22 protein-coding genes are annotated in these 23026 nt (G+C 72.3%); 15 read left to right on the top strand and 7 right to left on the bottom strand.

Annotated elements, in window-relative coordinates:
* Positions 1 to 17 precede the first annotated feature (17 nt).
* A complete protein-coding gene (locus WQ53_RS09110; RefSeq protein WP_236685847.1) occupies positions 18 to 758 on the bottom strand; it encodes an RDD family protein in 741 nt (246 codons plus the stop codon).
* A gap of 78 nt (positions 759 to 836) precedes the next feature.
* On the opposite strand from WQ53_RS09110, the gene WQ53_RS09105 reads away from it, so the two are divergent.
* Positions 837 to 1103 (top strand): YkgJ family cysteine cluster protein, encoded by a 267-nt coding sequence (locus WQ53_RS09105; RefSeq protein ID WP_082112934.1) that lies wholly within the window; start codon positions 837 to 839, stop codon positions 1101 to 1103.
* Positions 1104 to 1110: 7 nt separating this feature from the next.
* On the opposite strand, the gene WQ53_RS09100 is transcribed toward WQ53_RS09105, so the two are convergent.
* On the bottom strand, positions 1111 to 1683 hold the full coding sequence (locus tag WQ53_RS09100; protein WP_052631876.1) for a gamma carbonic anhydrase family protein: 573 nt from the start codon (positions 1681 to 1683) through the stop codon (positions 1111 to 1113).
* Positions 1684 to 1732: 49 nt separating this feature from the next.
* On the opposite strand from WQ53_RS09100, the gene WQ53_RS09095 reads away from it, so the two are divergent.
* Positions 1733 to 3277, top strand: coding sequence for a coniferyl aldehyde dehydrogenase (locus WQ53_RS09095; RefSeq protein WP_236685846.1), 1545 nt, complete (start codon positions 1733 to 1735; stop codon positions 3275 to 3277).
* A gap of 304 nt (positions 3278 to 3581) precedes the next feature.
* Here the strand turns inward: WQ53_RS09095 and WQ53_RS09090 are convergent, their stop codons facing one another.
* Complete coding sequence (locus WQ53_RS09090; protein ID WP_082112933.1) at positions 3582 to 5618, bottom strand: putative bifunctional diguanylate cyclase/phosphodiesterase; 2037 nt, start codon at positions 5616 to 5618, stop codon at positions 3582 to 3584.
* A 125-nt stretch (positions 5619 to 5743) separates the two neighbouring features.
* On the opposite strand from WQ53_RS09090, the gene xth reads away from it, so the two are divergent.
* The gene (gene xth / locus WQ53_RS09085) at positions 5744 to 6514 is read left to right on the top strand and encodes an exodeoxyribonuclease III (protein WP_052631874.1); all 771 of its coding nucleotides are present in this window, start codon (positions 5744 to 5746) and stop codon (positions 6512 to 6514) included.
* A gap of 75 nt (positions 6515 to 6589) precedes the next feature.
* Here the strand turns inward: xth and WQ53_RS09080 are convergent, their stop codons facing one another.
* Positions 6590 to 6841 carry a GlsB/YeaQ/YmgE family stress response membrane protein gene (locus WQ53_RS09080; RefSeq protein ID WP_052631873.1) on the bottom strand — a complete coding sequence of 84 codons (252 nt, stop codon included), beginning with the start codon at positions 6839 to 6841 and terminating at the stop codon, positions 6590 to 6592.
* Between the two features lie 120 nt (positions 6842 to 6961).
* Between WQ53_RS09080 and WQ53_RS09075 the strand changes: the two genes are divergently transcribed.
* From WQ53_RS09075 to WQ53_RS09020, 12 genes are all read left to right on the top strand, one after another.
* Positions 6962 to 7573 carry a 4'-phosphopantetheinyl transferase family protein gene (locus WQ53_RS09075; RefSeq protein ID WP_052631872.1) on the top strand — a complete coding sequence of 204 codons (612 nt, stop codon included), beginning with the start codon at positions 6962 to 6964 and terminating at the stop codon, positions 7571 to 7573.
* A gap of 165 nt (positions 7574 to 7738) precedes the next feature.
* Complete coding sequence (rsmG, locus tag WQ53_RS09070) at positions 7739 to 8377, top strand: 16S rRNA (guanine(527)-N(7))-methyltransferase RsmG (protein WP_052631871.1); 639 nt, start codon at positions 7739 to 7741, stop codon at positions 8375 to 8377.
* Between the two features lie 58 nt (positions 8378 to 8435).
* Positions 8436 to 9242, top strand: a complete 807-nt coding sequence (locus WQ53_RS09065) for a ParA family protein (protein ID WP_052631870.1) — start codon at positions 8436 to 8438, stop codon at positions 9240 to 9242.
* A complete protein-coding gene (locus tag WQ53_RS09060; protein ID WP_052631869.1) occupies positions 9242 to 10159 on the top strand; it encodes a ParB/RepB/Spo0J family partition protein in 918 nt (305 codons plus the stop codon). Before WQ53_RS09065 ends, WQ53_RS09060 begins: the two co-directional genes overlap by 1 nt.
* A gap of 230 nt (positions 10160 to 10389) precedes the next feature.
* Entirely contained in the window at positions 10390 to 11355 is a 966-nt protein-coding gene (locus tag WQ53_RS09055) for an SDR family NAD(P)-dependent oxidoreductase (RefSeq protein ID WP_052631868.1), read from the top strand.
* A 33-nt stretch (positions 11356 to 11388) separates the two neighbouring features.
* Complete coding sequence (locus tag WQ53_RS09050) at positions 11389 to 12111, top strand: glycosyltransferase family 2 protein (RefSeq protein ID WP_052631867.1); 723 nt, start codon at positions 11389 to 11391, stop codon at positions 12109 to 12111.
* Between the two features lies 1 nt (position 12112).
* Entirely contained in the window at positions 12113 to 12460 is a 348-nt protein-coding gene (locus WQ53_RS09045; RefSeq protein ID WP_052631866.1) for a lipid-A-disaccharide synthase N-terminal domain-containing protein, read from the top strand.
* A gap of 90 nt (positions 12461 to 12550) precedes the next feature.
* Entirely contained in the window at positions 12551 to 14362 is a 1812-nt protein-coding gene (locus WQ53_RS09040; protein ID WP_052631865.1) for a DUF885 domain-containing protein, read from the top strand.
* 242 nt (positions 14363 to 14604) lie between these two features.
* Positions 14605 to 14841: a 50S ribosomal protein L28 gene (gene rpmB, locus WQ53_RS09035; RefSeq protein ID WP_052631864.1), complete on the top strand. Its 237-nt coding sequence runs from the start codon at positions 14605 to 14607 to the stop codon at positions 14839 to 14841.
* A 13-nt stretch (positions 14842 to 14854) separates the two neighbouring features.
* Positions 14855 to 15019, top strand: coding sequence for a 50S ribosomal protein L33 (gene rpmG / locus WQ53_RS09030; protein ID WP_052631863.1), 165 nt, complete (start codon positions 14855 to 14857; stop codon positions 15017 to 15019).
* Between the two features lie 303 nt (positions 15020 to 15322).
* Positions 15323 to 16738, top strand: coding sequence for a cardiolipin synthase (cls, locus tag WQ53_RS09025; protein WP_052631862.1), 1416 nt, complete (start codon positions 15323 to 15325; stop codon positions 16736 to 16738).
* A 37-nt stretch (positions 16739 to 16775) separates the two neighbouring features.
* A complete protein-coding gene (locus WQ53_RS09020; protein WP_052631861.1) occupies positions 16776 to 18167 on the top strand; it encodes an FAD/NAD(P)-binding protein in 1392 nt (463 codons plus the stop codon).
* A gap of 446 nt (positions 18168 to 18613) precedes the next feature.
* Here WQ53_RS09020 and WQ53_RS09015 read toward each other — a convergent pair whose 3' ends face one another.
* The 3 genes from WQ53_RS09015 to WQ53_RS17390 form a co-directional block, all read right to left on the bottom strand.
* A complete protein-coding gene (locus WQ53_RS09015; protein WP_052634008.1) occupies positions 18614 to 19102 on the bottom strand; it encodes a gluconokinase in 489 nt (162 codons plus the stop codon).
* A 35-nt stretch (positions 19103 to 19137) separates the two neighbouring features.
* Entirely contained in the window at positions 19138 to 21486 is a 2349-nt protein-coding gene (locus WQ53_RS17395; RefSeq protein ID WP_082113124.1) for a GH36-type glycosyl hydrolase domain-containing protein, read from the bottom strand.
* 62 nt (positions 21487 to 21548) lie between these two features.
* Positions 21549 to 22943 carry an MFS transporter gene (locus WQ53_RS17390; RefSeq protein ID WP_052631859.1) on the bottom strand — a complete coding sequence of 465 codons (1395 nt, stop codon included), beginning with the start codon at positions 22941 to 22943 and terminating at the stop codon, positions 21549 to 21551.
* Between the last annotated feature and the right edge of the window lie 83 nt (positions 22944 to 23026).

Here is a 23026-nt window from a genome sequence, read left to right as displayed (position 1 = left end):
TCCGCATCCGTGCGCCATCAGCGTCGCCCCAGCAGCCAGTTGGCCAGGCCGTACAGCCGGCGCACGCCCTCGCTGCCGGCGCTGCCGGTGAGCGGGAACAGCAGCGCGGCCAGTTCGGCCTGGCGTCCGGCCGACAGCCGCGGCGCGCGCTCGCCGAAGGCCACGATCGCGGCCTGTTCGTCCGGCAGCAGTACCTGCGCCGGCGCCTGCGGCGTGGCCGGCGGCAGCACCGGGTCGATCCGGCGCGGCGCCACGTGCACGACCACGGTATCGGCGACCAGGTCGCCGAGGCGGCGGCCGTGGCGGTCGTACAGGCAGCTGGCGAGCCCGGTGGCGTAGCCGAACGGCAGCATGTCCACCGAACGCATCAGGTTGCGCACCACCGCCGGCAGCCAGCCGACCGGTGCGCCGTCGCCGGCGACCACGCGCAGCCCCAGCGCGCGCTTGCCGGGGGTCTGCCCGTTCCAGGCCGCCTCCAGCACGATCGGATAGGCCCAGAACACCAGGAACAGCCCGACCAGATACAGGCCCTGGCCGAGTCCGCCCAGCAACCCCAGCAGCATCGACAGCGCCAGCAGCACCGCGACGCGCACGAACAGGTCGATCAGCCACGCCAGCGCGCGCGGCACCGGGCCGGCGGCCGGCAGGTGCAGGGCCACGCCTTCGGGCGTGAGCACCTCACGATAGGTGTCGAGCATGGCCGCGGGCGCGGCGGCGGTGCCGGTCCGCTCGTGCGCGGCGACTGCCTGTGGCGGCATGCGGTCCTCGTCGTGGTCCCCGCGCCGACTGTAGCGGCCGTGCACCGGCTTGCCCAGCGCCGGGCCTACACTGCGCGCATGGATACGCCCTTCGCCTGCCGCGGCGGCTGCGCCGCCTGCTGCACGGCGCCGTCGATCACCTCGCCGATCCCCGGCATGCCGCGCGGCAAGCCGGCCGGGGTGGCCTGCGTGCAGCTGGACGAGGCGTTGCGTTGCCGCCTGTTCGGCCGCCCGGAACGGCCGGCGTTCTGCGCCTCGCTCAGGCCCGGCCCGGCGATGTGCGGTGCCAGCCGCGACGAGGCGATGGCGATCCTGGCCGCGCTGGAGGCGGCGACCGCGCCCTGAGCGCGGCTCAGTCGGCGGCGATGCCCAGGTAGCGGTCCTTCAGCCGCACGTAGTGCGCGGCCGAGTAATGCAGGCTCTCGATCTCGCGGTCGCTCAGCCTGCGCACGAAGCGCGCCGGGTTGCCCAGCCACAGCTCGGCCTCGCCGACCACCTTGCCCGGACCGACCACCGCGCCGGCGCCGACGAAGCCGTATTTCTTCACCGTGGCGCCGTCGAGGATGCAGGCGCCCATCCCGATCAGGCACAGGTCCTCGATGGTGCAGGCGTGGATGATGGTGCCGTGGCCGATGGTCACGTCCGCGCCGATCAGGGTCGGGTAACCGGCCTGGTTGAACGGGCTGTGGTGGCTGACGTGGACGATGGTGCCGTCCTGCACGTTGGTCCGTGCACCGACGCGGATGAAGTTGACGTCGCCGCGCAGCACGCAGCCGGGCCAGACCGACGCGTCATCGGCCAGCTCCACGTCGCCGATCACGGTCGCCGCCGGATCGACGTAGACGCGTTCGCCCAGCACCGGCAGGCGGTCGAGGTAGGGGCGCAGCGGCGGCGTGGGTGTGGGCGTGGGCGTGGGCGCAGTCATGCGGCCATTGTAGTGCGCGGTCGCGCAGGCGAAGGCCTACACTGCCGGCATGACCACCGGCGTCACCGCTGCCACGAGCGCTGCCACCACCGCCGCCACGGCGGCCATGACCGCCGCCGGCGCCGCCCTCGCGGCGGCCAATGCCGAACAGTCCCGCGGGCCGCCGCCGCCCGGTGGCGACGCACGCGAGCCGGTGACCGCGATCGCCGACCTGGCGCCGACGCTGCAGCGCCTGCGCCAGGCCTGGCAGGCGGACAAGCCCGGCCATGCGCAGCGCCGCGACGACCTGCGGCGGCTGCGCGCCGCGCTCATGCGCCGGCTGCCGGAGATGGCTGACGCCATCGCCGCCGACTTCGGCCACCGCTCCCGCGACGAAAGCCTGCTGGCCGACGGCATGACCGTGCTGGCGGCCATCGACCACCTGCTGCGCCACCTGCGCGGCTGGATGAAGCCGCGCCGGGTCGGCGCCGGCTGGCGCCTGTGGCCGGCGCGCGCGCAGCTGCGCCACGCGCCGCTGGGCGTGGTCGGTGTGATCTCGCCGTGGAACTACCCGGTCAACCTGGCGCTGGTGCCGCTGGCGACCGCGATCGCCGCCGGCAACCACGTGTTCCTCAAGCCGTCCGAGCACACGCCGCGGACCGCGCGCTTCCTGCACTCGCTGCTGGCCGAGGTGTTCCCGGCCACGCGCGTGGCCGTGGCCGAGGGCGGCAGCGAGGTCGCCGCCGCGTTCGCCGCGCTGCCGTTGGACCATCTGGTCTTCACCGGCTCGACCGAGGTCGGGCGCAAGGTGATGGCTGCTGCCGCCGCGAACCTGACCCCGCTGACCCTGGAGCTGGGCGGCAAGTCGCCGGCGATCGTCTGCGCCGGCTATCCGCCGGAGCAGGCCGCCGCGCGCCTGGCGACCGGCAAGTGGTTCAACGCAGGGCAGACCTGCATCGCGCCGGACTACGTGCTGCTGGTCGGCCGCCAGCGCCGCGATGCGCTGGTGCAGGCGCTGCGCGCGCAGGTCGCCGCGCGCTACGGCGGGCTGCAGGGCGATGCCGAGGACTACACCCGCATCGTCAACGACGCCCAGTTCGCGCGCCTGCAGCGCTGGCTGGACGAGGCGCGCGAACGCGGCTGCGAGGTGCTGCCGCTGGCCGCCGCGCACGATCCGGCGCGGCGCCTGTTCGCGCCGACCCTGGTGCTGGACCCGCCGGACGACATCGCGCTGATGCGCGAGGAGATCTTCGGCCCGATCCTGCCGGTGCGCGTGGTCGATTCGCTGGAACAGGCGATCGACTTCGTCAACGCGCGGCCGCGGCCGCTGGCACTGTATCCCTTCAGCCGCGACCGCAGCGAGGTCGAAACCGTACTGCGGCACACCCTGGCCGGCGGCGTTACCGTCAACGACACGCTGCTGCATTTCGCTGCGGAGAATTTGCCCTTCGGCGGCGTGGGTGCCAGCGGCATCGGCGCCTACCACGGCCGCGCCGGGTTCGATGCGCTGGGCAAGCAGCTGCCGGTGCTGTGGCAGGCGCGTTTCGGCGCCACCGACCTGCTGCGGCCGCCGTACCGGCGGGTGCGGCGGATGATCGACTGGCTGCTGCGCTGAGGGTGGTGGGTGTTCATCGCCCAGGAACGCCCCCATCCCCCGTCGTCCCGGCGTGCGCCGTGACGACGGGGGATGGGGGACGGAGCACCGGGTCCTGGCCGACGACACGCTACGTCGGCACAGGCGACTTCCCAGGGGATTCCGACGCCCGTGTCGCCGACTGAAGTCAGCTCCTACAAGAAGAGCAAGAAGAGCGGCCGCGCCGGGGCTGTTGTAGGAGCCGGGTTCAGCCGGCGACACGACGCCCCCGGCCCAGGCGACGCCCCCATGATTCCGACGCAGGCGTCGCCCGCAAGACGGGCGCCTACAACGGCAGCGCCGGCGCCTCGCGCAGCCACTCGCGGGCGAACTCTTCGGCAGGCACCGCCCGGCCATACAGCCAGCCCTGTCCCAGGTCGCAACCCAGCGCGCGCAGGCAGTCGGCCTGGGCCTGGGTCTCGATGCCTTCGGCCACCACCACCAGGTCCATCGCCTTGGCCATGCCGATCACCGCGCGGACGATGGCCTGGTGGCCGGGCCGCTCAAGCATGCCCTGCACGAACTCCAGGTCGATCTTCAGCTTCTGCAGGCGGAAGCGATGCAACTGCGACAGCGACGAATATCCGGTGCCGAAGTCGTCCAGCGACAGGGCGAAGCCGGCGTCGGCCAGGCGGTCGGACATCGCGCAGGCCAGCTGCGGATCGCCGGCCATCGCGGTCTCGGTCAGTTCCAGTTCGATGTCGCCCGGCACCGCGCCGGCCGCACGCACCACCGCCTCGGCGCGCTCGGCGAAATCGCCCTGCACCAGCTGCCGCGCCGACACGTTGACCGCCACCCGCCAGGGCAGCGGGCGGCGCCGCGACCAGCGCCGGTAGTCGCGCGCGGCCTGGGCCAGCGCCCAGTCGCCGAGCGTTCCGATCAGGCCGCGTTCCTCGGCCAGCGGGATGAACTCGGCCGGGTTCACCCAGCCCAGTTCCAGGTCGTACCAGCGCGCCAGCGCCTCGGCCCCGGCCAGGCGGCCGCTGGCCAGGTCCACCTTCGGCTGGTAGTGCAGCGCCAGCTGGCCGCTGCGCACGGCCACGTCCAGCCGCGTGGCCAGGCGGATCCGGCGCTGCAGCAGCGCGCCCATCTGCCGCCGGTACAGGCCGTAACGCTGGCCGCCGGTGGCCTTGGCCTCGTACATCGCGGTCTCGGCGTGCTGGACCAGCTGCGCCGGCTCGGTGCCGTCCTCCGGCGACACCGCCACGCCCACGCTGGCGCGGACATAGAACAGGCGCCCGCTCCCCAGCTGCAACGGCTGCTCCAGCGACAGCAGCACCCGTTCGGCCAGCGCGATCGCGCCCTCGATGCCGGTGCCGGGCAGGATCGCCACGAACTCGTCGCCGCCGATCCGCGCCAGCACCGTCCCGCCGCCCGCCACCGCCTGCAGGCGCGCGCCGACCTGCACCAGCGCCTCGTCGCCGATCGCCTGGCCGAGGCTGTCGTTGAGCTCCTTGAACCGGTCCAGGTCCAGCACCAGCACGCCGACCTCGGACGGTACGCCGGCGTCACCGTGCAGCAGGCGCTCGAGCTGCATCGCGGCCATGTTGCGGTTCGGCAACCGGGTCAGGGTGTCGTAGTGGATCAGCTGGCGGATGTCCTCCTCGGCCTGCTTGTGCCGGGTGATGTCCAGCACCGAGCCGATCATGCGCAGCGCGCGCCCGTTCGCGTCGGTCTCGAGCAGGCCGCGCGCCTCGACCCAGCGCTCCTGGCCGTCGACGACCACGCGGTGCTCCAGCGCGTATGGCGCGCCGGCCAGGGCGCGGTTCCAGCAGGACAGCACGTGCGCCTTGTCCTCCAGGTGGACGCAGCGCAGGAACCGCTCCAGGTCGACGACCTCGTCCTCGCCGATGCCGTACAGCCGGTAGGCTTCGGGCGTCAGCTGCGAACGGCCGGTGAGGATGTCGACATGCCAGCTGCCGACCCCGGCGCGCGCCTGGGCATCCATCAGGATCCGCTCCAGGTGCCGCTCGCGGGTCATGTCCTGCAGGCTCAGCAGCAGCCGCGGCGCGTCGGCCTCGCCCGGCAGCCGGCGCAGGCACAGGTGCACGGCAAAACCGACGTGCTTGCGCACGGCCACGCGATGCACGCGCGACTCGCAGTCCACCGCCTCGCCGGCCAGGGCCGCGGCCAGCAGGCCGGCCAGGTCGGGGATCTCCAGGTGCTCGGCAAGGGCCCGCCCGAGCCAGTGCTCGCGGGCCACGCCGAAGCGTTCGGCGCAGGCCGGATTGACCTCGAGCACGCAGCCGTCCGCGCGAAGCAACAGCACCGGCAGCGGCAATGCCGCCAGCACCGCCCCCGTGCGCGCGTCCAGACCCTGCATTCCCGTTGCTCCCCTGTCCAGGCCTGGGTTATCGGCCCGGGCGGGCGGAAATGTACCCGACCGCCGCGCCGCCGGCACGGGGCTATCCTATCGGGCCGGCGCCGACGCGCCCGACCGGTCCGCCCATGAAGATCGCCAGCTGGAACGTCAACTCGCTCAACGTGCGCCTGCCGCACCTGGAACAGTGGCTGCGCGCGTTCGGCCCGGACGTGGTCGGCCTGCAGGAGACCAAGCTGGAGGACCACCGCTTCCCCGACGCGGCGCTGGCCGGGCTCGGCTACCGCAGCGTGTTCTCCGGGCAGAAGACCTACAACGGGGTGGCGATCCTGGCGCGCGAGGAGCCGCGCGACGTGCTGGTCGGCGTGCCCGGCTTCGAGCACGAGCACCGGCGCGCGATCAGCGCCACCGTCGGCGACCTGCGCATCGTCAACCTCTATGTGGTCAACGGCCAGGACATCGGCACCGAGAAGTACGAGTTAAAGCTGCAATGGCTGGCCGCGGTGCGCGACTGGCTGGAAGAGGAAGCCCGTCGGCACCCGAGCCTGGTGGTGCTGGGCGACTTCAACGTCGCCCCGGACGAGCGCGACGTGCACGACCCGGCGGTGTGGAACGACCAGCACATCCTCACCTCCGCGCCCGAACGCGCCGCGCTGCGCGACCTGCTCGCCACCGGCCTGCACGACGGCTACCGGCTGCTGCATGGCGACGGCGGGGTGTTCAGCTGGTGGGACTACCGCCAGGCCGCGTTCCGTCGCGACCTGGGCCTGCGCATCGACCTGACCCTGGTGTCGGAGGCGCTGCGCCCGCAGGTGGCCGCCGCCGGCATCGACCGCGAGCCGCGCACCTGGGAGCGGCCCAGCGACCATGCCCCGGCCTGGATCGAACTGGCGCGCTGATTTGGCGCGCCGCCCTCCGCAAACAACGAAGGCCCGGCAGGACCGGGCCTCCGCCGCCTCGTCGATGCCGTCGGGTCAGCGCACCCGGCCGCGGGTGAACAGGTTCACGATCGCCAGCAGGATGACCGCGCCGACGATCGAGAACAGGAACGTGCGGATGGTGATGGCCTCGTTGATGCCGCCGCCGAAGATCCAGCCGGCCAGCACCGCGCCGACGATGCCGACCACGATGTTGAGCAGGATGCCCTGCTGCGCGTCGCGCCTCATGATCAGGCTGGCCAGCCAGCCGACGATGCCGCCCACGATCAACCAGATGATGATGCCCATGCTGTCCGTCTCCTCAGATATCCCACAAGAGTCACCCCGGTACCCGGGGTGGGCCGGGTCATCAGACGCGCCGGGGCGTGAAGCGGCCGTATACCCCGCCGCCGCCGGACCGCGCCGGCCGTGAGCGGGACGACGCCGGCCACCCGGTGGCGGTTCGGCCCGGTGCGGGTGCAGGCGCTGCCGCACGTGCCCGGGCTGCGCGGCGAACCGCAGGTCCGCGACCTGCTCGCCGGCTGGCTCGGCGATCCCGGCGTGGCGCCGCCGCTGGTCCGCGACGCCTGGGGCCGGCCGCGCCTGCTGGCGCCGTACGCCGACCGCGACGCCGGCTGGAGCCACAGCGGCGAACGCCTGCTGCTGGCCCTGGGCCAGGACGTCGTCCTGGGGGTGGACCTGGAACGGCAGCGACCGCGGCCGCGCGCGCTGGAACTGGCGCGGCGCTACTTCGCCCCGGCCGAGACCGAGCGCCTGCACGCGACCGCGCCCCAACTGCGCGACACCGCCTTCCTGCGCCTGTGGTGCGCCAAGGAGGCCCTGCTGAAGGCGCACGGCCGCGGCCTGGCCTTCGGCCTGCACCGGCTGGAGTTCGGCGGCGACGGCGACGGAGCCGACGCGCCGCTGCGCCTGCTGGCCTGCGATCCGGAACTGGGCGACCCGGGCTGGTGGCAGCTGCGCGAGTGGGAGCCGCAGCCCGGCTACCTCGCCGCCCTCGCCTGGCGCCCCCGCCATTTGTAGGAGCCGGGTTCAGCCGGCGACACGGGCGTCGGGAATATGAGGGAGTCGCCTGTGCCGACGGCGTCGCGTCGCCGGCTGAACCCGGCTCCTACAAAAGCAGAGCGCCGCCCGCCCTTCATACGGACACGCCACAGGCGCAGCGACGCCATCGGCGATACTCCGCCCATGGACACCGCCTTCTCCCCCGCCCTGCGCCAGCGCCTGGACGACGGCCTGGCCGCGCTGGCCCTGGACCGCGCCCTGGCCGCGCCGCTGCTGGACTACCTGGCCCTGCTGCTGCGCTGGAACCGCACCTACAACCTCACCGCAATCCGCGACCCGGAGGAGATGGTCGTGCGCCACCTCCTCGACTCGCTGGCCATGCATCCGTACGTGCAGCCCGGCGCGCTGGCCGACCTGGGCACCGGCCCGGGCCTGCCCGGGATCCCGCTGGCGATCGCCCGCCCGGACCTGCAGGTGACCCTGGTGGAGAGCAACGGCAAGAAGGCGCGCTTCCTGCGCGAGGCGGTGCGGCAGCTGAAGCTGGGCAACGCTCGGGTCGCCGAGGCGCGCGCCGAGGCGGTCGCCGAGCCCGGCGCCTACGCCCAGATCACCGCCCGCGCCCTGGACACCCTGGCCGGGATCCTCGAGGTCGGCGGCCACCTGCTGGCCCCGCACGGCCGCCTGCTGGCGATGAAGGGCGTGCACCCGGCCGAGGAGATCGCCGCCCTGCCGCCCGGCTGGACCGCCCTGGCCGTGCACCCGCTCACGGTTCCCGGGCTGGGCGCCGAGCGGCACCTGGTCGAGGTGGGCCGGGCGGCGTGAAATCCGCATAATGGCCCGTTCCGGACCCCAGGCGTCCCGCAACCAAGGCAGTTCCCGCATGGCCCGCATCATCGCCATCGCCAACCAGAAGGGCGGCGTCGGCAAGACCACGACGGCCGTCAACCTGGCCGCCGCGCTGGCGCGCACGCCCAAGCGCGTGCTGCTGGTGGACCTGGACGCCCAGGGCAACGCGACCATGGGCAGCGGCGTGGACAAGCGCGAGCTGGAGGCCTCGACCTGCGACGTGCTGCTCGGCGAACGCGACGCGCGTTCGATCGTGGTGACCACCGCCGAGGGCTTCGACCTGCTGCCCGGCAACATCGACCTGACCGCCGCCGAGATCCAGCTGATGGACATCGACGGCCGCGAACAGAAGCTCAAGCAGGCGCTGGAACCGCTGCGCGGCGACTACGACTTCATCGTCGTCGACTGCCCGCCGGCGCTGTCGCTGCTGACCCTCAACGCGCTGACCGCCGCCGACTCGGTGATCGTGCCGATGCAGTGCGAGTACTACGCGCTGGAGGGCCTGAGCGCGCTGCTGGAGACCATCGACGCGCTGCGCCAGCGGCTGAACCCGGGCCTGGAGATCGAGGGCGTGCTGCGGACCATGTTCGACGTGCGCAACAACCTGGCCAACGCGGTCTCGGCCGAGCTGACCGAGCACTTCGGCGACAAGGTGTTCCGCACCATCGTGCCGCGCAACGTGCGCCTGGCCGAGGCGCCCAGCCACGGCCAGAGCATCGTCGGCTACGACCGCGCCTCGCGCGGCGGCGTGGCCTACCTGGGCCTGGCCGGCGAGGTCATCCGCCGCCAGCACGAACGCGAGCGCGCCGCCGCCCGCCCGGCCCCGGTGGAGGCCGCCTGATGAGCACGGCGAAGAAGCGCGGCCTGGGCCGCGGACTGGAAGCGCTGCTCGGCCCCAAGGGCGCCGCCGCGGCGACCGCGCCGGCGCAGGTCGAGCAGCCGCAGCCCGGCGACGTGCTGCGCACCCTGCCGGTGGCCCAGCTGCAGCCGGGCCGGTACCAGCCGCGCCGGGACATGGACCCGGACAAGCTGGAGGAGCTGTCGGCCTCGATCCGCGCGCAGGGCGTGATCCAGCCGATCGTGGTGCGCGAGATCGGCGCCGAGCAGTACGAGATCGTCGCCGGCGAGCGCCGCTGGCGCGCCTCGCAGCTGGCCGGCCTGAACGAAATCCCGGTGGTCCTGCGCGAGCTGGACGACCGCACCGTCATCGCCATGGCGCTGATCGAGAACATCCAGCGCGAGGACCTCAACCCGCTGGAAGAGGCGCAGGCGCTGCAGCGGCTGATCGACGAGTTCGCGCTGACCCATGCCGAGGCCGCCGCCGCGGTCGGCCGCTCGCGCGCGGCGGTGTCCAACCTGCTGCGCCTGCTCGACCTGCCGCCGGCGATCCGCGGCCTGCTCGAGGCACGGCGGCTGGAGATGGGCCATGCCCGCGCGCTGCTGACGCTGTCGCCGGAACTGGCCAGCAAGCTGGCCTACGAGGCCGCCGAGCACGGCTGGTCGGTACGCGAGGTCGAGCACCGCGCCCAGCAGTTCGCCGCCGGCAAGGTGCCGGTGACCGCCGCCGCCGCGCGCAAGCAGGCCGCGCGCGTGCAGCAGCCGGACATCGCCACGCTGGAAACCGAACTGTCCGAGTCGCTGGGGACGAAGGTCGCCATCGCCCATGGGCGCGGCGGCAAGGGCAAGCTGGTGATCCACTACACCGACCTGGACACCCTGGACGGCGTGCTCGAGCGGCTGCGCAGCCGGCAGGATTGAGGCCCGGGGGGTAGACCCCGGTCGCGACACTGCCCGCTTTCTGTAGGAGCTGGCTTCAGCCGGCGACACACCACGCTGGCACAGGCGACTCCCTCGTATTCCCGACGCACGTGTCGCCGGCTGAAGCCAGCTCCTACAAGAAACCGGGGCCGTAGCACCGGTCGCCGGTGGCGCGATTCCCCGTTCACCCGCCGCTTGCGACAATGCCGCCAGCTGACACGGGCTCTCCCATGACCGTCCTCGTCACCGGCGCCGCCGGCTTCATCGGCGCCTACACCTGCCAGGCCCTGGCCAAGCGCGGCGAACGCGTCGTCGGCCTGGACAGCTACAACGACTACTACGACCCCAGGCTCAAGCGCGACCGCGTGGCCGCGCTGTGCCCGGACACCGACATCCGCGAACTGGACCTGGTCGACCGCGACGCAATGGCCGCGCTGTTCGACGAGGTGCGGCCCACGCGCGTCGTCCACCTGGCCGCGCAGGCCGGCGTGCGCTACTCGCTGCAGAACCCGCACGCCTATGTCGCCAGCAACCTGGACGGCTTCGTCAACGTGCTGGAACTGTGCCGCCACCACGGCGTCGCCCACCTGGTCTACGCCTCCAGCAGTTCGGTCTACGGCGACTCGGCGGTGCCGCCGTTCTCCGAGGACCAGCGCATCGACCAGCCGCGTTCGCTGTACGCGGCGACCAAGGCCGCCAACGAGCTGATGGCCTACACCTACGCCCAGCTGTACGGCCTGCGCGCCACCGGCCTGCGCTTGTTCACCGTGTACGGGCCGTGGGGCCGGCCGGACATGGCGCCACTGCTGTTCTCGCGCGCGGTGCTGGCCGGGCGCGAGATCGAGGTGTTCAACCACGGCCGCATGCGCCGCGACTTCACCCATGTGTCCGACATCGTCGCCGGCGTCCTCGGCGCGCTCGACCATCCTTCCGGCGAAGCGGTACCGCACCGGGTGTTCAACCTGGGCAACCACACCCCGGTCGAACTGGAGCGCTTCATCGCGGTGATCGAGCAGGCCGCCGGCCGGCCGGCGCGCAAGGCCTACCGGCCGATGCAGCCGGGCGACATGGTCGAGACCATGGCCGACACCGCGCGGGCCAGGGCGGCCTTCGGCTTCGAGCCGCACACGCCGATCGAGTCCGGCCTGCCGCCGGTGGTGCACTGGTGCCGCGACTACTTCGGGGACGCGGCCTGACCCGCTCCAACCTCCTCCCCCACCCACGACGCCATGACCCCACCCGAGCTCTCCGTCGTCGTCCCGGTCTTCAACGAGCGCGACAACATCCCGCCGCTGCTCGAAGAGATCGTCGCCGCGCTGCGCGGCCGCACGTCCTTCGAGATCGTCTACGTCGACGACCACTCGGACGACGACTCGCTGGCGGTGCTGCAGGCGTTGAAGGTCCGGGTGCCGGAACTGCGCGTGCTGCACCACCTCAGCCGAAGCGGGCAGAGCACCGCGGTGCGCAACGGGATCAAGGCCGCGCGCGGCGCCTGGATCGCCACCCTCGACGGTGACGGCCAGAACGATCCGGCCGACATCCCGAGGCTGCTGGCCGCGCGCGACGACGCCGCGCCGGAGGTCAAACTGTTCGCCGGCTGGCGGGTGGACCGCCGGGACTCCGGCTCCAAGCGCTGGGCCAGCCGCTGGGCCAACCGGATCCGCGCGCGGATCCTGCGCGACGACACTCCCGACACCGGCTGCGGGATCAAGCTGTTGGAGCGCGCGGTGTTCCTGGACCTGCCCTACTTCGACCACATGCACCGCTACCTGCCGGCGCTGGTCCAGCGCGCCGGCTGGAAGACAGTCAGCGTGCCGGTCGCGCACCGGCCGCGCACGGCCGGGGTATCCAAGTACAACAACCTGGGCCGCGCCCTGGTCGGCCTGCGCGACCTGCGCGGGGTGGCCTGGCTGATCGCGCGCAGCCGCCGCACCCGGATCGAGGAGCGCTGATATGGACCTGCCCGCGTTCGACCTCAACCGGCAGCTGGAATGGCTGGCCTGGACCGGCCTGCACGTCACCGGCTGGAAGCTGATCGGCTACACCGGCGCGCTGATGTTCGGCGCACGCTGGCTTGTGCAGTTCGTCGCCTCGCGGCGGGCCCGGCGGCCGGTGATCCCGCGCCTGTTCTGGTACATGAGCGTGGCCGGCAGCCTGATGACCCTGAGCTACTTCCTGTTCTCGGCCAAGCAGGACTCGGTGGGCGTGCTGCAGAACCTGTTCCCGACCTTCGTCGCCTCCTACAACCTGTACCTGGACATCCGCCACCACGGCTGGCGCCGCGCCCGCGCCGCGCACTAGCACCGCGGGTGCGCCCGGGACTTCCGGCCCGTGACCGCGCCCGCCGCCGATGTCAGGATCACCGGTTCCCCGCCACCGGTCCGCCGCCACATGGTCCAGCCGCTGTCCGCCGCCCTGCTTCTCGCCCTCGCCCTGCCCGGCGCCGCCACGACCGCCGCGGAGCCGCCTCCGGCACCCGCCGTCGCCGATCCCGACGCCCGTTTCCAGGCGATCCACGAGCAGGAATGGACCTGGCGCAGGGAGCAGGACGGCGCCGGCGACGAGGACAGCCGCGGCGAAGGCAACCTCAACCCGCGCCTGCCGGACGTGTCCCCGGCCGCGCAACACGCACGGCTGCAGGTGTGGGAGGGCGTGCTGCGCCAGCTCGACGCCATCGACCCGGCGCAGCTGTCCGACACCAACCGGATCAACCTGGCCGTCTACCGCGTCCAGGTCCGCAACCTCGCCGACGAGACCCGGCTGCGCGGCTACGAGATGCCGTTCAATTCCGACAGCTCGTTCTGGGCCGGCCTGAACTTCATGGCGCGCCGGCCGATGCGGACGCCGGCCGCCTACCGTGCCTACATCGCCCGGCTCGAAGACGTGCCGCGCCATTTCGACCAGCAGACCGCCAACATGCGCGCCGGCCTGGCGCGTGGCTTCAGCGTGCCGCGCGCGGTGCTGGACGGCCGCGAGGGCTCGATCGCGGCGGTGGCGAACCTGCAGGACCCGACCCAGTCGCCGCTGTACGCGCCTTTCCGGGAACTGCCGGCGCAGATACCGGCCGCCGAGCAGCAGGCCCTGCGCGAGGCCGCGCAGGCGGCGATCCGCGACGCGGTGGTCCCCGCCTTCGCCCGGCTGCAGGTGTTCTTCCGCGACGAATACGTCCCGCGCGCGCGGACCACCCTGGCCGCGAGCCGGATGCCCGGCGGCAAGGCCTACTACCGGCAGCAGATCCGCAAGTACACCACCCTGGACCTGTCGCCCGAGGAGATCCACCGCATCGGCCTGGCCGAGGTGGCGCGGATCCAGGGCGAGATGGACGCGATCATCGACCAGCTCGGCTTCGAGGGCGACAGCGGCGAGACCCGCTTCCAGGACTTCCTGCGCTTCCTGCGCACCGACCCGCAGTTCTACGTGGCCGAACCGCAGCAGCTGCTCGACCGTGCGGCCTGGATCTCCAAGCGCGTGGACGGCCAGGTCGACCGCTTCATCGGCACCCTGCCGCGCGGCCGCTTCACCATCGTCCCGGTGCCCGACGACATCGCCCCGTTCTGGACCGCCGGCCGCGGCGGCCTGGGCACCTACTGGCTGAACACCTACGACCTGCGCTCGCGGCCGCTGTACAACCTGCCGGCGCTGACCCTGCACGAATCCTCGCCCGGCCATGCCCTGCAGGCGGCGCTGAGCAAGGAGCAGGGGGACCTGCCCGCGTTCCGCCGCGACAGCTACATCTCCGCCTACGGCGAGGGCTGGGCGCTGTATACCGAGAAGCTCGGCAAGGAGATGGGCATCTACGAGACGCCCTACGAGGACTTCGGCCGGCTGACCTACGAGATGTGGCGCGCCAGCCGGCTGGTCATCGACACCGGCATCCACCACTACGGCTGGAGCCGCGACAAGGCCCTGGCCTACCTGCGCGAGCGCACTGCCCTGTCCGAGCACGAGGTCACCACCGAGGTCGACCGCTACATCTCCTGGCCGGCGCAGGCGCTGAGCTACAAGCTCGGCGAGATCGCCATCGTCCGCCTGCGGGCCAGGGCCGAGGCCGAACTGGGCGACCGCTTCGACATCCGCGCCTTCCACGACGCGATCCTGGCCGAGGGCTCGGTGCCGCTGCCGGTGCTGGAGGAGCGGATCGGCGCGTACATCGAGCGCGCCCGGGCCGACGGAACGGCCGGCGGGGCCGCCCGGGCGCCCTGAACCACCCCGGCGCCCGCCCGGAACCCGGTTGCAATCAGGCACTTGCCCCGGCATAATGCGCGGCTCGCTGCGTCCGGCATGTCCGGATCGGCGGCCCGGGAGCGCGATCCGGGGCCGCCATGGCAGTCGAACCCCTTCCTGCATCGCGTGCGCCGAACCCCGTCTCCGCCTGGAACGAGGGGCCGGTCGCGGGGCCGCCGTCTCCCGGGCTATGGGCGACACCAGACCTTTCGAGGTGCGTTATGTCCCGCGTTTGCCAAGTTACCGGCAAGGGCGTGCAGAGCGGCAACAACGTCTCGCACGCCAACAACAAGACCCGCCGCCGTTTCCTCCCCAACCTGCACGAGCGCCGCTTCTGGGTGGCCTCCGAGAACCGTTGGGTGAAGCTGCGTGTTTCCACCGCTGCCCTGCGCACCATCGACAAGAACGGCATCGACGCCGTCCTGGCCGAGCTGCGCGCGCGCGGCGAGAAGATCTGAGGAGTAATCGACCATGGCATCCAAGCGCGACAAGATTCGCCTGATCTCCTCGGCCGGCACCGGCCACTTCTACACCACCGACAAGAACAAGAAGAACACGCCTGCCAAGATGGAGATCAAGAAGTACGATCCCGTCGTCCGCAAGCACGTGATCTACAAGGAAGGCAAGATCAAGTGACGTTCCGGCGCGTTCGCGCGTAGCGCGAACGCCTTTGCCGGAACGTCATCCCCGCGCAGGCGGGGATCCAGCGACTTCAGAAGCCCCGCGCAAGCGGGGCTTCTGCTTTTTACACTTGGCTCTACGAAACACCCCTTTGCAGAGTCCAGCGTCCCAGCTACTGATCGACACTCCAAAGTCACTGGATCCCCGCCTGCGCGGGGATGACGAGTTGCAGGTCATCCACTCCCGCGCGACAGGCTTTTGCCTTGCCCGCCCCACCCCCGCAGAATCCCCCTACCCCCTCCCGGCCAGGCCGCGCCAATGACCTACTGGTCCCTGGGCACCACCCTCCTGCTCCTGGACTGGACCGTCCGCCTGTTCGCGCTGTGGTGGATCCCCAGCCGCTCGGTCCCGGCCGCCGCCCGCAGCTGGCTGCTGCTGGTGTTCTTCCTGCCGCTGCTGGGCCTGCCGCTGTACCTGCTGGTCGGCCAGCCCTGGCTGTCCGGGCAGCGGCGGCGGCGCCAGGACCAGGCTTCCCAGGCGATCCGCGAAGGCCAGCTGCCGCAGCGGGCGCTGCGCTGGCAGCCGCCGTCCTCCGGCCCGGCCGCCGAGACCGTGCCGCTGGTCGAGCGCATGGGCGACTTCATGCCGGTGCGCGGCAACGCGCTCGAATTGCTCGACGATTACGACGGCTCCATCCGCGCGCTGATCGCCGACATCGACGCCGCGCGCGAGCGCGTGCACCTGCTCTACTACCTGATGTTCGACGACGCGGTCGGCGCGGCGGTCGCCGACGCGCTGGTGCGCGCGGCCGGCCGCGGCGTGCGCTGCCGGGTGCTGCTGGACGCGGTCGGCGCCAAGCGCGGCTACCGGCGCTTCGGCGCGCGGCTGCGCACGGCCGGCGTCGAATTGCACCGGATGATGCCCGGCGGCCTGCGCTGGCGCCGCAGCAGCCGCATGGACCTGCGCAACCATCGCAAGATCGCGGTGATCGACGACCACGTCGGCTACGTCGGCTCGCAGAACCTGGCCGACGCGGTGTTCGTGCCCGGCCATCCCAACCGCGAGCTGGTGGTCCGCGCGCGCGGGCCGATCGTCTCGCACATGGAGGCGGTGTTCGCCAGCGACTGGTACCTGGAGACCGGGCAGATGCTGGAGGTGTCGCCGGTGCGCCCGGTCCACGGCGACGACGTGGCCGCGCAGCTGCTGCCCAGCGGCCCGGCCTACCCGTTCGGCAACGCCGGCGAGACGGTCAACTCGCTGATCCACCTGGCCCAGCACCGGCTGGTGCTGACCACGCCGTACTTCGTGCCGGACGACTCGACCATGAGCGCGCTGCGCATCGCCGCGCTGTCGGGCGTGGACGTGCAGCTGGTGCTGTCGGCGACCAACAACAAGGCGGTGGTGCGGCTGGCACAGCAGTCGTACTACGAGGAACTGCTGCGGGCCGGGGTCAAGATCGCCCTGTACCGGCCGCATTTCATGCACGCCAAACACCTGAGCGTGGACGATTCGGTGGCGCTGGTCAGCTCGATCAACCTCGACATCCGCTCCTTCGCGCTGAATGCCGAGATCGGCCTGCTCTGCTACGACGCCGGCGTGGTGGCGCGGATGCATGAGATCGAGGCCGACTACCTGGCCCACTCGGACATGCTCACACTCGAGCAGTGGCGCGCGCGGCCGTCGTGGAAGCGCAGCCTGGAAGGCCTGTCGCGGCTGGCCGACTCGTTCATGTAGGCCCGCCGGCCACGGGCGGCCGGGTAGAATCGCGGCCATGCAGTCCCGTTTCGACATCGCCATCGTCGGTGGCGGCGCCGCCGGCATCCTGGCGGCGATGCAGTGCCTGCGCCAGGCCAGGTCGCCGTTGCGGATCGCCGTGTTCGAACCGGCGCCGCGCCTGGCCGAAGGCGTGGCCTACGCCACCGACCGCGCCGAACACCTGCTCAACGTGCCCACCGGCCGGATGAGCGCCTTTCCCGACCGGCCCGACGATTTCCTCGACTGGTTCGCCGGTCGCCCGGAGCATGCCGATGCCTCGCGCCAGGCGCTGGCCCACGGCTTCGCGCAGCGCCGCGACTACGGCACCTACCTGCGCGAGCGCCTGGAGCAGGCGCGGCAGGCCAGCATGGCGCAGCTGGAAACCCTGCCGCACCGGATCACCGGCCTGCAGCACGACGGCGAGGGCTGGCGCCTGGAATGGCGCGACGGCCAGGCCTGGGCGCGGCGCGTGCTGCTGGCGACCGGCAACGCGCCGCGGCCGCTGCCGGTGCGTGGCTCGGGCGCGCTGGCCCGGCCGCGGCTGGTCGATGCCTGGGACTATGCTGGGGTCGCCTCGATCGGTGCCGACGCCGAAGTGTGCATCGTCGGCACCGGCCTGAGCATGGCCGATGCGGTGCTCACCCTGGCCGCGAACGGCCACCGCGGCCGCATCCACGTGCTCTCGCGCCACGCCCTGCTGCCGCTGGCCCACGCCACCACGCACGCGGTGGACGAAGACTTCGACGCCGCCGAATTGCATGCGCTGGGAACGCGCGCGCGCCTGCGGCGCCTGCGCCGGCAGATGCGCGACGCCGCCGCGCGCGGCCTGCCCTGGCAGGCGGTGATGGAACGGCTGCGCCCGCACGGGCAGGCGCTGTGGCGCTCGCTGCCGGCCGGCGAGCAGCGCCGCTTCCTGCGCCACGCCGCGCGCCACTGGGACATCCATCGCCATCGCATCGCGCCGGCGGTGCATGCGGTGCTGCAGGAGCTGCGCGACGACGGCCGCCTGCGCGTGCACCGCGCGCGGCTGGACATGGCCGTGGCCGGGCAGCGCTGCGTGCAGCTCACCGCGCACACCCGAGACCACCGCACCCTGGTGCTGGACGTGGACCACGTGGTCAATGCCACCGGCCTGGAAATGCGCGTGCAGGCCATGCGCAATCCCCTGCTCGAACAGCTGCTCGGCGACGGCCACGCCTGCCCCGGCACGCACGGCATCGGCCTGGCCACCGACCGCGAAGGCCGGCTGGCCGGTGCCGGCGGCCGGAACCGGGACGACCTGCGCGTGATCGGCAGCCTGCGCGTGGGCGAGGCCTGGGAGAGCATCGCCGTACCGGAGCTGCGGGTGCAGGCGGAGGCGATCGCGCGCGACTGGCTCGGCAACGGATCCGGCGCGTCGCAGTTGTAGGAGCCGGGCTTGCCTGCGACCCGGCGACGTCGGCGCAGGCGACTTCCTCATGATTCCGACGCCCGTGTCGCCGACTGAAGTCAGCTCCTACAGAAGAGCGGCGGCGGCGCGGCCGTGGTAGGAGCCGGGTTCAGCCGGCGACCCGACGCCGCCGGCCCGGGCGACGCCCTCGCGTTCCCGACGCCCGGGTCGCCAGCAAGCTGGGCTCCTACTAGGGCGTGTGCCGCAACGGCTGCAGGAGCCGGGCTTGCCCGCGACCCGGCGACGTCGGCACAGGCGACTTCCTCATGACCCCGACGCCCGTGTCGCCGACTGAAGTCAGCTCCTACAGAAGAGCGGCGGCGGCGCGGCCGTTGTAGGAGCCGGGTTCAGCCGGCGACCCGACGCCGTCGGCACAGGCGACGCCCTCGCGTTCCCGACTCCCGGGTCGCCAGCAAGCTGGGCTCCTACAAGAGCGTGTGCCCCAACGCGGCCAGGGCTTGCCGCAGCTGCGCCTCCGGCGCCAGGTCGACCGGCAGCGCGACCACGTCCGGCTCGCCGCGCGGGTCCTCCAGCGTCGCGAACTGGCTGTCCAGCAGCGACACCGGCATGTAGTGGCCACTGCGCGCGCGCATGCGGCCGGCGATCAGCGGTGCATCGCCCTCCAGGAACAGGAACCGCAGCGGCAGGCCGGTACCACGCAGCATGTCGCGGTGGTGCCGGCGCAGGCCGGAGAAGGCTAGGGCGACGCGCTCGCCGGCGTCCACGCGCCGCCGCAGCTCGAGTGCGAGGCGCTCGACCCAGGGCTGCCGCATCGCATCGGTCAGCGGCTGGCCATTGGCCATGTGTGCGCGCGCTTCCTCGCTGTGGAAATCGTCGGCATCCAGGAAGGTGGCCGGCCAGGCCTCGGCCAGCGCGCGCGCCAGCGTGGTCTTGCCGCTGCCGGACACGCCCATCGCCACGGCCACGCGCGCGACCCCGCCGCTGGCGCTCACGCGGGCGATACTCCGGCGGTGCCTTCCGCCGAGGCCACGGCAGGCGGCAGTTCCACGCGGACGTGATAGCGCCGTCCCGCCTCGACCGCGGCCAGCGCATCGCCCTGCAGCGGTTCGCCGTCCACCGTGATACGGCGCCCGCGCACGCCTTCCACGCGCTCGATCTCCAGCTCGAACTCCGCGCCGCGGAAACGCCGCCAAGCGCGCGCGCGCGGCCAGTGCGAAGGCAGCTGCGGGACGATGCGCAGCGCGTCGCCGTCGCCGCGCAGTCCGAACAGCTGCTCGACCAGGCAGCGGTACAGCCATGCCGCCGTGCCGGTGTTGAACAGCTGGCTGGAACGCCCGGCGGTGCGCGGATGCAGCCGCCAGGCTCCGCGGTAGTAGTTGGGCACGAAGGTCGGCAGCTGGCCGCGCTGCAGGCAGTCCTCCGCCTCCGGTCCGGCCAGCATCGCCCGCAGCACGCGCCAGGCGCGGTCGTTCTCGCCGACGTGGTAGAGGCTGTGCAGGTAGAACGCCGCGGCGTGGTTGTAGACCGCGCCGTTCTCGGCCGAACCGGGGAACTTCTGGGTCAGCCGGCCCACGTCCTCGCGCATGCCGGTGTAGGGCGGATCGAGCATGGCCACGCCCCAGGGCGAGACCAGGTGCGCGTCGACCGCGTCGAGCAGGCGTGCGCACCTGCCGGCGTCGGCCGCGCCGCTGAGCATCGCCCAGCTCTGCGGGTTGAGGTAGATGCGGCCCTCGGCGTCGGCGCGCACGCCGAAGGCCACGCCGTCGTCGGTGATGCCACGGCCGTACCAGTCACCGTCCCACAGGTGCGCGTTGACCGCGGCATTGAACGCCGCGGCACCCTCGTCGAACGCGGCCGCCTGCGCGGCGCGGCCGCTGCGAGCGCAGATGCCGGCCCACAGCCGCAGCGCATGCGCGCTGGCCAGCGACAGCCAGCCGGACACGCCGCGCCCCCTCCAGCCGACCATGTTCATCGGATCGCACCAGTCGCCCTGGGCGATGAAACTGAGACCGCGCGCATCGCGCTGTGCCAGCAGCCAGTGCATGGCCCGGTCGATGCGCTCGGCCACGCTGGCGCCGCAGCCCTCGCGGTCGAGCACGGTTTCCGCCAGCAGCGCGTCGTCGCCGGTCTCGTCCAGGTAGGCCTGCAGGCACAGCGGCAGCCACACGCAATGGTCGGTGTGCGGCACCTGGTTGATGTACTTCAGCTCGGCGCCCTCGGCCAGCAGGATGCCGTCGGGCATCGCCCCGCTCGGCTCCTGCTGCGACAGCGCGTGCAGGAACGCCGCGCGCGCCGTCGCCGGCCGCAGGTAGGCCATGCCCATGTGGTCCTGCAGGTAGTTGCGGGTCTGCGGATCGGTGGTCAGGCGGTTGCTGTCGCCGTGGTAGTAGACCTGCCGTGGCAGCCAGTGGTTGGCGAAGGCATCCAGCCATGGATCCGGTGTTTCGATGTGCAGGCAGCCGTGTCCTTGCTCCAGGTACGACGCGTACACGGCGCCGGCATCGGCGAAGCCGTCCGCCGACAGGTGGCGCGCGCGCAACGCGGCGACCTCCGCATCGTCGCGCGCCGGGCCGAACAGGAAGCGGTATTCCTCGACGCCGTCGGCCGGCAGCGCCAGCCGGTACTGCAGCACCGCCGCCGGGGTCTCGTACAGCGCATCGCCGCCGGCCAGCCGCTCGCGGCGCACGATCGCATCGGGCGCATGCAGGCCGCCCTCGCCCTCGAACGCGGCCTGGTTCGCCTCCCAGGCATCGGGCGCGCGCTCGTGCAGCAGCATGGTGCGGTCCTTGAACTCGCGATTGCGGAAGTAGTCCTGCACCTTCTGGTAGGGCGTGACGCTGGCGCAGACGATCCCGCCCAGGTCCGCGCGGTACCCGCCGGACTGGTTCATCCACGACATGTAGCCGACCGGAAAATACGGATACAGGCTGATCCGGCGCGGCCGGCCGGAACGGTTGCGCACGCGCAGGGTCCACAGTTCGGCCACCTCGTCCGGCGGCAACGCCACGCCCAGTTCCACCTCGATGCCGTCGCAACGCACCGTCCAGGCCACGTCGCCCAGGCCGGCGGAGAAGACGAACGCATCCGGCGGGCGGTTCACCGGCGCGTGCGGCGCGGAGAACAGCAGGCCGCTGTCCTCGTCCTTCACGTAGCAGAAGCGGCCGGGGTGGTGCGCGTAGTACGGCTGCTCCGGCTGCATGAAGGTCTTCGCCTCCAGCACCGGCGCGTGCGCGTACTTGGCCGGCTCCGGCTGCATGAACTGCGCGGTGGCGTAGCCGCGGCAGTTGAGCTGCAGCAGCATGCGCCGGTTCCACAGGAAGGTGCACGCCTGCGGCATCGCGGTCGGGCTGGCCAGCACCACGCGCCGCCCGTCTTCGTCGAAGCGGCACGGCGAAACGCTCACGCCAGCGCCTCCCGCCGCGCCTGCAACTCGGCCTGCACCCGCGCCAGCGCCGGATCGTCCAGCGGGTAGAAGCGCATCACCCACGCGGCCAGCAGCGCCACCGCACCGGGGATCACGGTCAGCAGCAGGACGATGCCCAGCCGCGAGGCGTCGGACTGGGCCTGGTTGGCGACGTAGCCCATCGCCGCCAGCATCCAGGCGATCGCCGCCGAGGCCAGCGCGCCGCCCAGCTTCTGCGAGAAAGTCGCCGCGGCGAAGGTCATCGCGGTGGCGCGGCGGCCGGTCTTCCATTCGGTGTAGTCGGCGCAGTCGGCGTACATCGAGAACGCCAGCGGCGACTTCGGCCCCAGCAGCAGGCCGATGAAGGTGTTCAGCGCGAACATGGTCCACACCGCGTCCTTCGGCACGAAGTACATCGCGCAGCTGAGCACGCCGACGCCGGCCATCAGCCACATCAGCAGCCGCTTCTTGTCCACGTAGCGGGTCAGCAGCGGGGTCGACGCCGCGCCCACCGCCAGCGCCACCGAATAGCTGCCGAGGAACACCCCGGTCAGTTCCGGACGGACCACGTGGTACTTGAGGTAGTACACCAGGGTGCCGCTGCGCATCACGATCGTGACCATGATGATCAGCGCCAGCGCGAACAGCACCAGCCAGGGCTTGTTGCCCAGCAGGTCGGCCAGGTCCTGGCGCACCGCGCTGCGCTGCTGCGGCGGCGGCTCGATCCGTTCGCGGGTGGCCAGGAACACCGCGACGAAGCAGGCCATCGCGACCACGCCGTACAGTCCCAGGGTCAGCTGCCAGCCCAGCGGCTCGTCGCCGCGGCCGAGCCAGCGCACCAGGTCCAGGGTCAGCCAGTTGACCACGGTGGTGCCGGCGAACGCGGCGATGAAGCGGAAGCTGATCAGGGTGGTGCGTTGCTGGCTGTCGGCGGTGATCACGCCCGACAGCGCCGAGTACGGCATGCTGAGCACGGTGTAGGCCAGCATCATCAGGGTGAAGGTGGCATAGGCCCATAGCAGCTTGCCGCCACCGTCCAGGTCCGGCACGGTCCAGGTGAGCACGCCGGTGACAGCCAGCGGCAGCGCGCCGAACAGCAGGTACGGTCGGAACCGGCCCCAGCGGCTGCGGGTGCGGTCGGCGATCGCGCCCATCAGCGGATCGGTGACCGCATCGACCAGCTTGGTGACCAGCATCATGGTGCCGACCGCGGCCGCGGCCAGGCCCATCACGTCGGTGTAGAAGATCAGCAGGAAGGCCGAGATGTTGGCCCAGTAGAGGTTGAAGCCGAAGTCACCGATGCCGTAGCCGATCTTCTCGCGCAGCGGCAGGCGCGCGGTGTCGCCGCGTGCGCGCGGATGGCCGGCCGGTGCGTCCTGGTCCTGCTGCATGCCTCGCCCCCGAAGTGGCGCGGTCCGGCACGGCCAGCGGGCCCCACCTGGCGCCACGCCTGGTTGACAGCGTTGTCGAGCTT

The organism is Pseudoxanthomonas suwonensis (assembly GCF_000972865.1).
GTDB lineage: Bacteria > Pseudomonadota > Gammaproteobacteria > Xanthomonadales > Xanthomonadaceae > Pseudoxanthomonas > Pseudoxanthomonas suwonensis_B.
Note: the sequence above shows the minus strand (reverse complement) of the source record. Positions and strands in the feature narration are given on the sequence as shown.

Bases quoted from the DNA above. Each gene is read 5' to 3' on its own strand.
- cls (WP_052631862.1), top strand. From the start codon at position 15,323: ATGACCTACTGGTCCCTGGGCACCACCCTCCTGCTCCTGGACTGGACC.
- WQ53_RS09105 (WP_082112934.1), top strand. From the start codon at position 837: ATGGATACGCCCTTCGCCTGCCGCGGCGGCTGCGCCGCCTGCTGCACG.
- rsmG (WP_052631871.1), top strand. From the start codon at position 7,739: ATGGACACCGCCTTCTCCCCCGCCCTGCGCCAGCGCCTGGACGACGGC.
- WQ53_RS09095 (WP_236685846.1), top strand. From the start codon at position 1,733: ATGACCACCGGCGTCACCGCTGCCACGAGCGCTGCCACCACCGCCGCC.
- WQ53_RS09040 (WP_052631865.1), top strand. From the start codon at position 12,551: ATGGTCCAGCCGCTGTCCGCCGCCCTGCTTCTCGCCCTCGCCCTGCCC.
- xth (WP_052631874.1), top strand. From the start codon at position 5,744: ATGAAGATCGCCAGCTGGAACGTCAACTCGCTCAACGTGCGCCTGCCG.
- WQ53_RS09110 (WP_236685847.1), bottom strand. From the start codon at position 758: ATGCCGCCACAGGCAGTCGCCGCGCACGAGCGGACCGGCACCGCCGCC.
- rpmB (WP_052631864.1), top strand. From the start codon at position 14,605: ATGTCCCGCGTTTGCCAAGTTACCGGCAAGGGCGTGCAGAGCGGCAAC.
- WQ53_RS09065 (WP_052631870.1), top strand. From the start codon at position 8,436: ATGGCCCGCATCATCGCCATCGCCAACCAGAAGGGCGGCGTCGGCAAG.
- WQ53_RS09055 (WP_052631868.1), top strand. From the start codon at position 10,390: ATGACCGTCCTCGTCACCGGCGCCGCCGGCTTCATCGGCGCCTACACC.
- WQ53_RS17395 (WP_082113124.1), bottom strand. From the start codon at position 21,486: ATGCCGCAGGCGTGCACCTTCCTGTGGAACCGGCGCATGCTGCTGCAG.
- WQ53_RS17390 (WP_052631859.1), bottom strand. From the start codon at position 22,943: ATGCAGCAGGACCAGGACGCACCGGCCGGCCATCCGCGCGCACGCGGC.
- WQ53_RS09020 (WP_052631861.1), top strand. From the start codon at position 16,776: ATGCAGTCCCGTTTCGACATCGCCATCGTCGGTGGCGGCGCCGCCGGC.
- WQ53_RS09060 (WP_052631869.1), top strand. From the start codon at position 9,242: ATGAGCACGGCGAAGAAGCGCGGCCTGGGCCGCGGACTGGAAGCGCTG.
- WQ53_RS09050 (WP_052631867.1), top strand. From the start codon at position 11,389: ATGACCCCACCCGAGCTCTCCGTCGTCGTCCCGGTCTTCAACGAGCGC.
- rpmG (WP_052631863.1), top strand. From the start codon at position 14,855: ATGGCATCCAAGCGCGACAAGATTCGCCTGATCTCCTCGGCCGGCACC.
- WQ53_RS09080 (WP_052631873.1), bottom strand. From the start codon at position 6,841: ATGGGCATCATCATCTGGTTGATCGTGGGCGGCATCGTCGGCTGGCTG.
- WQ53_RS09045 (WP_052631866.1), top strand. From the start codon at position 12,113: ATGGACCTGCCCGCGTTCGACCTCAACCGGCAGCTGGAATGGCTGGCC.
- WQ53_RS09100 (WP_052631876.1), bottom strand. From the start codon at position 1,683: ATGACTGCGCCCACGCCCACGCCCACACCCACGCCGCCGCTGCGCCCC.
- WQ53_RS09015 (WP_052634008.1), bottom strand. From the start codon at position 19,102: ATGGGCGTGTCCGGCAGCGGCAAGACCACGCTGGCGCGCGCGCTGGCC.
- WQ53_RS09090 (WP_082112933.1), bottom strand. From the start codon at position 5,618: ATGCAGGGTCTGGACGCGCGCACGGGGGCGGTGCTGGCGGCATTGCCG.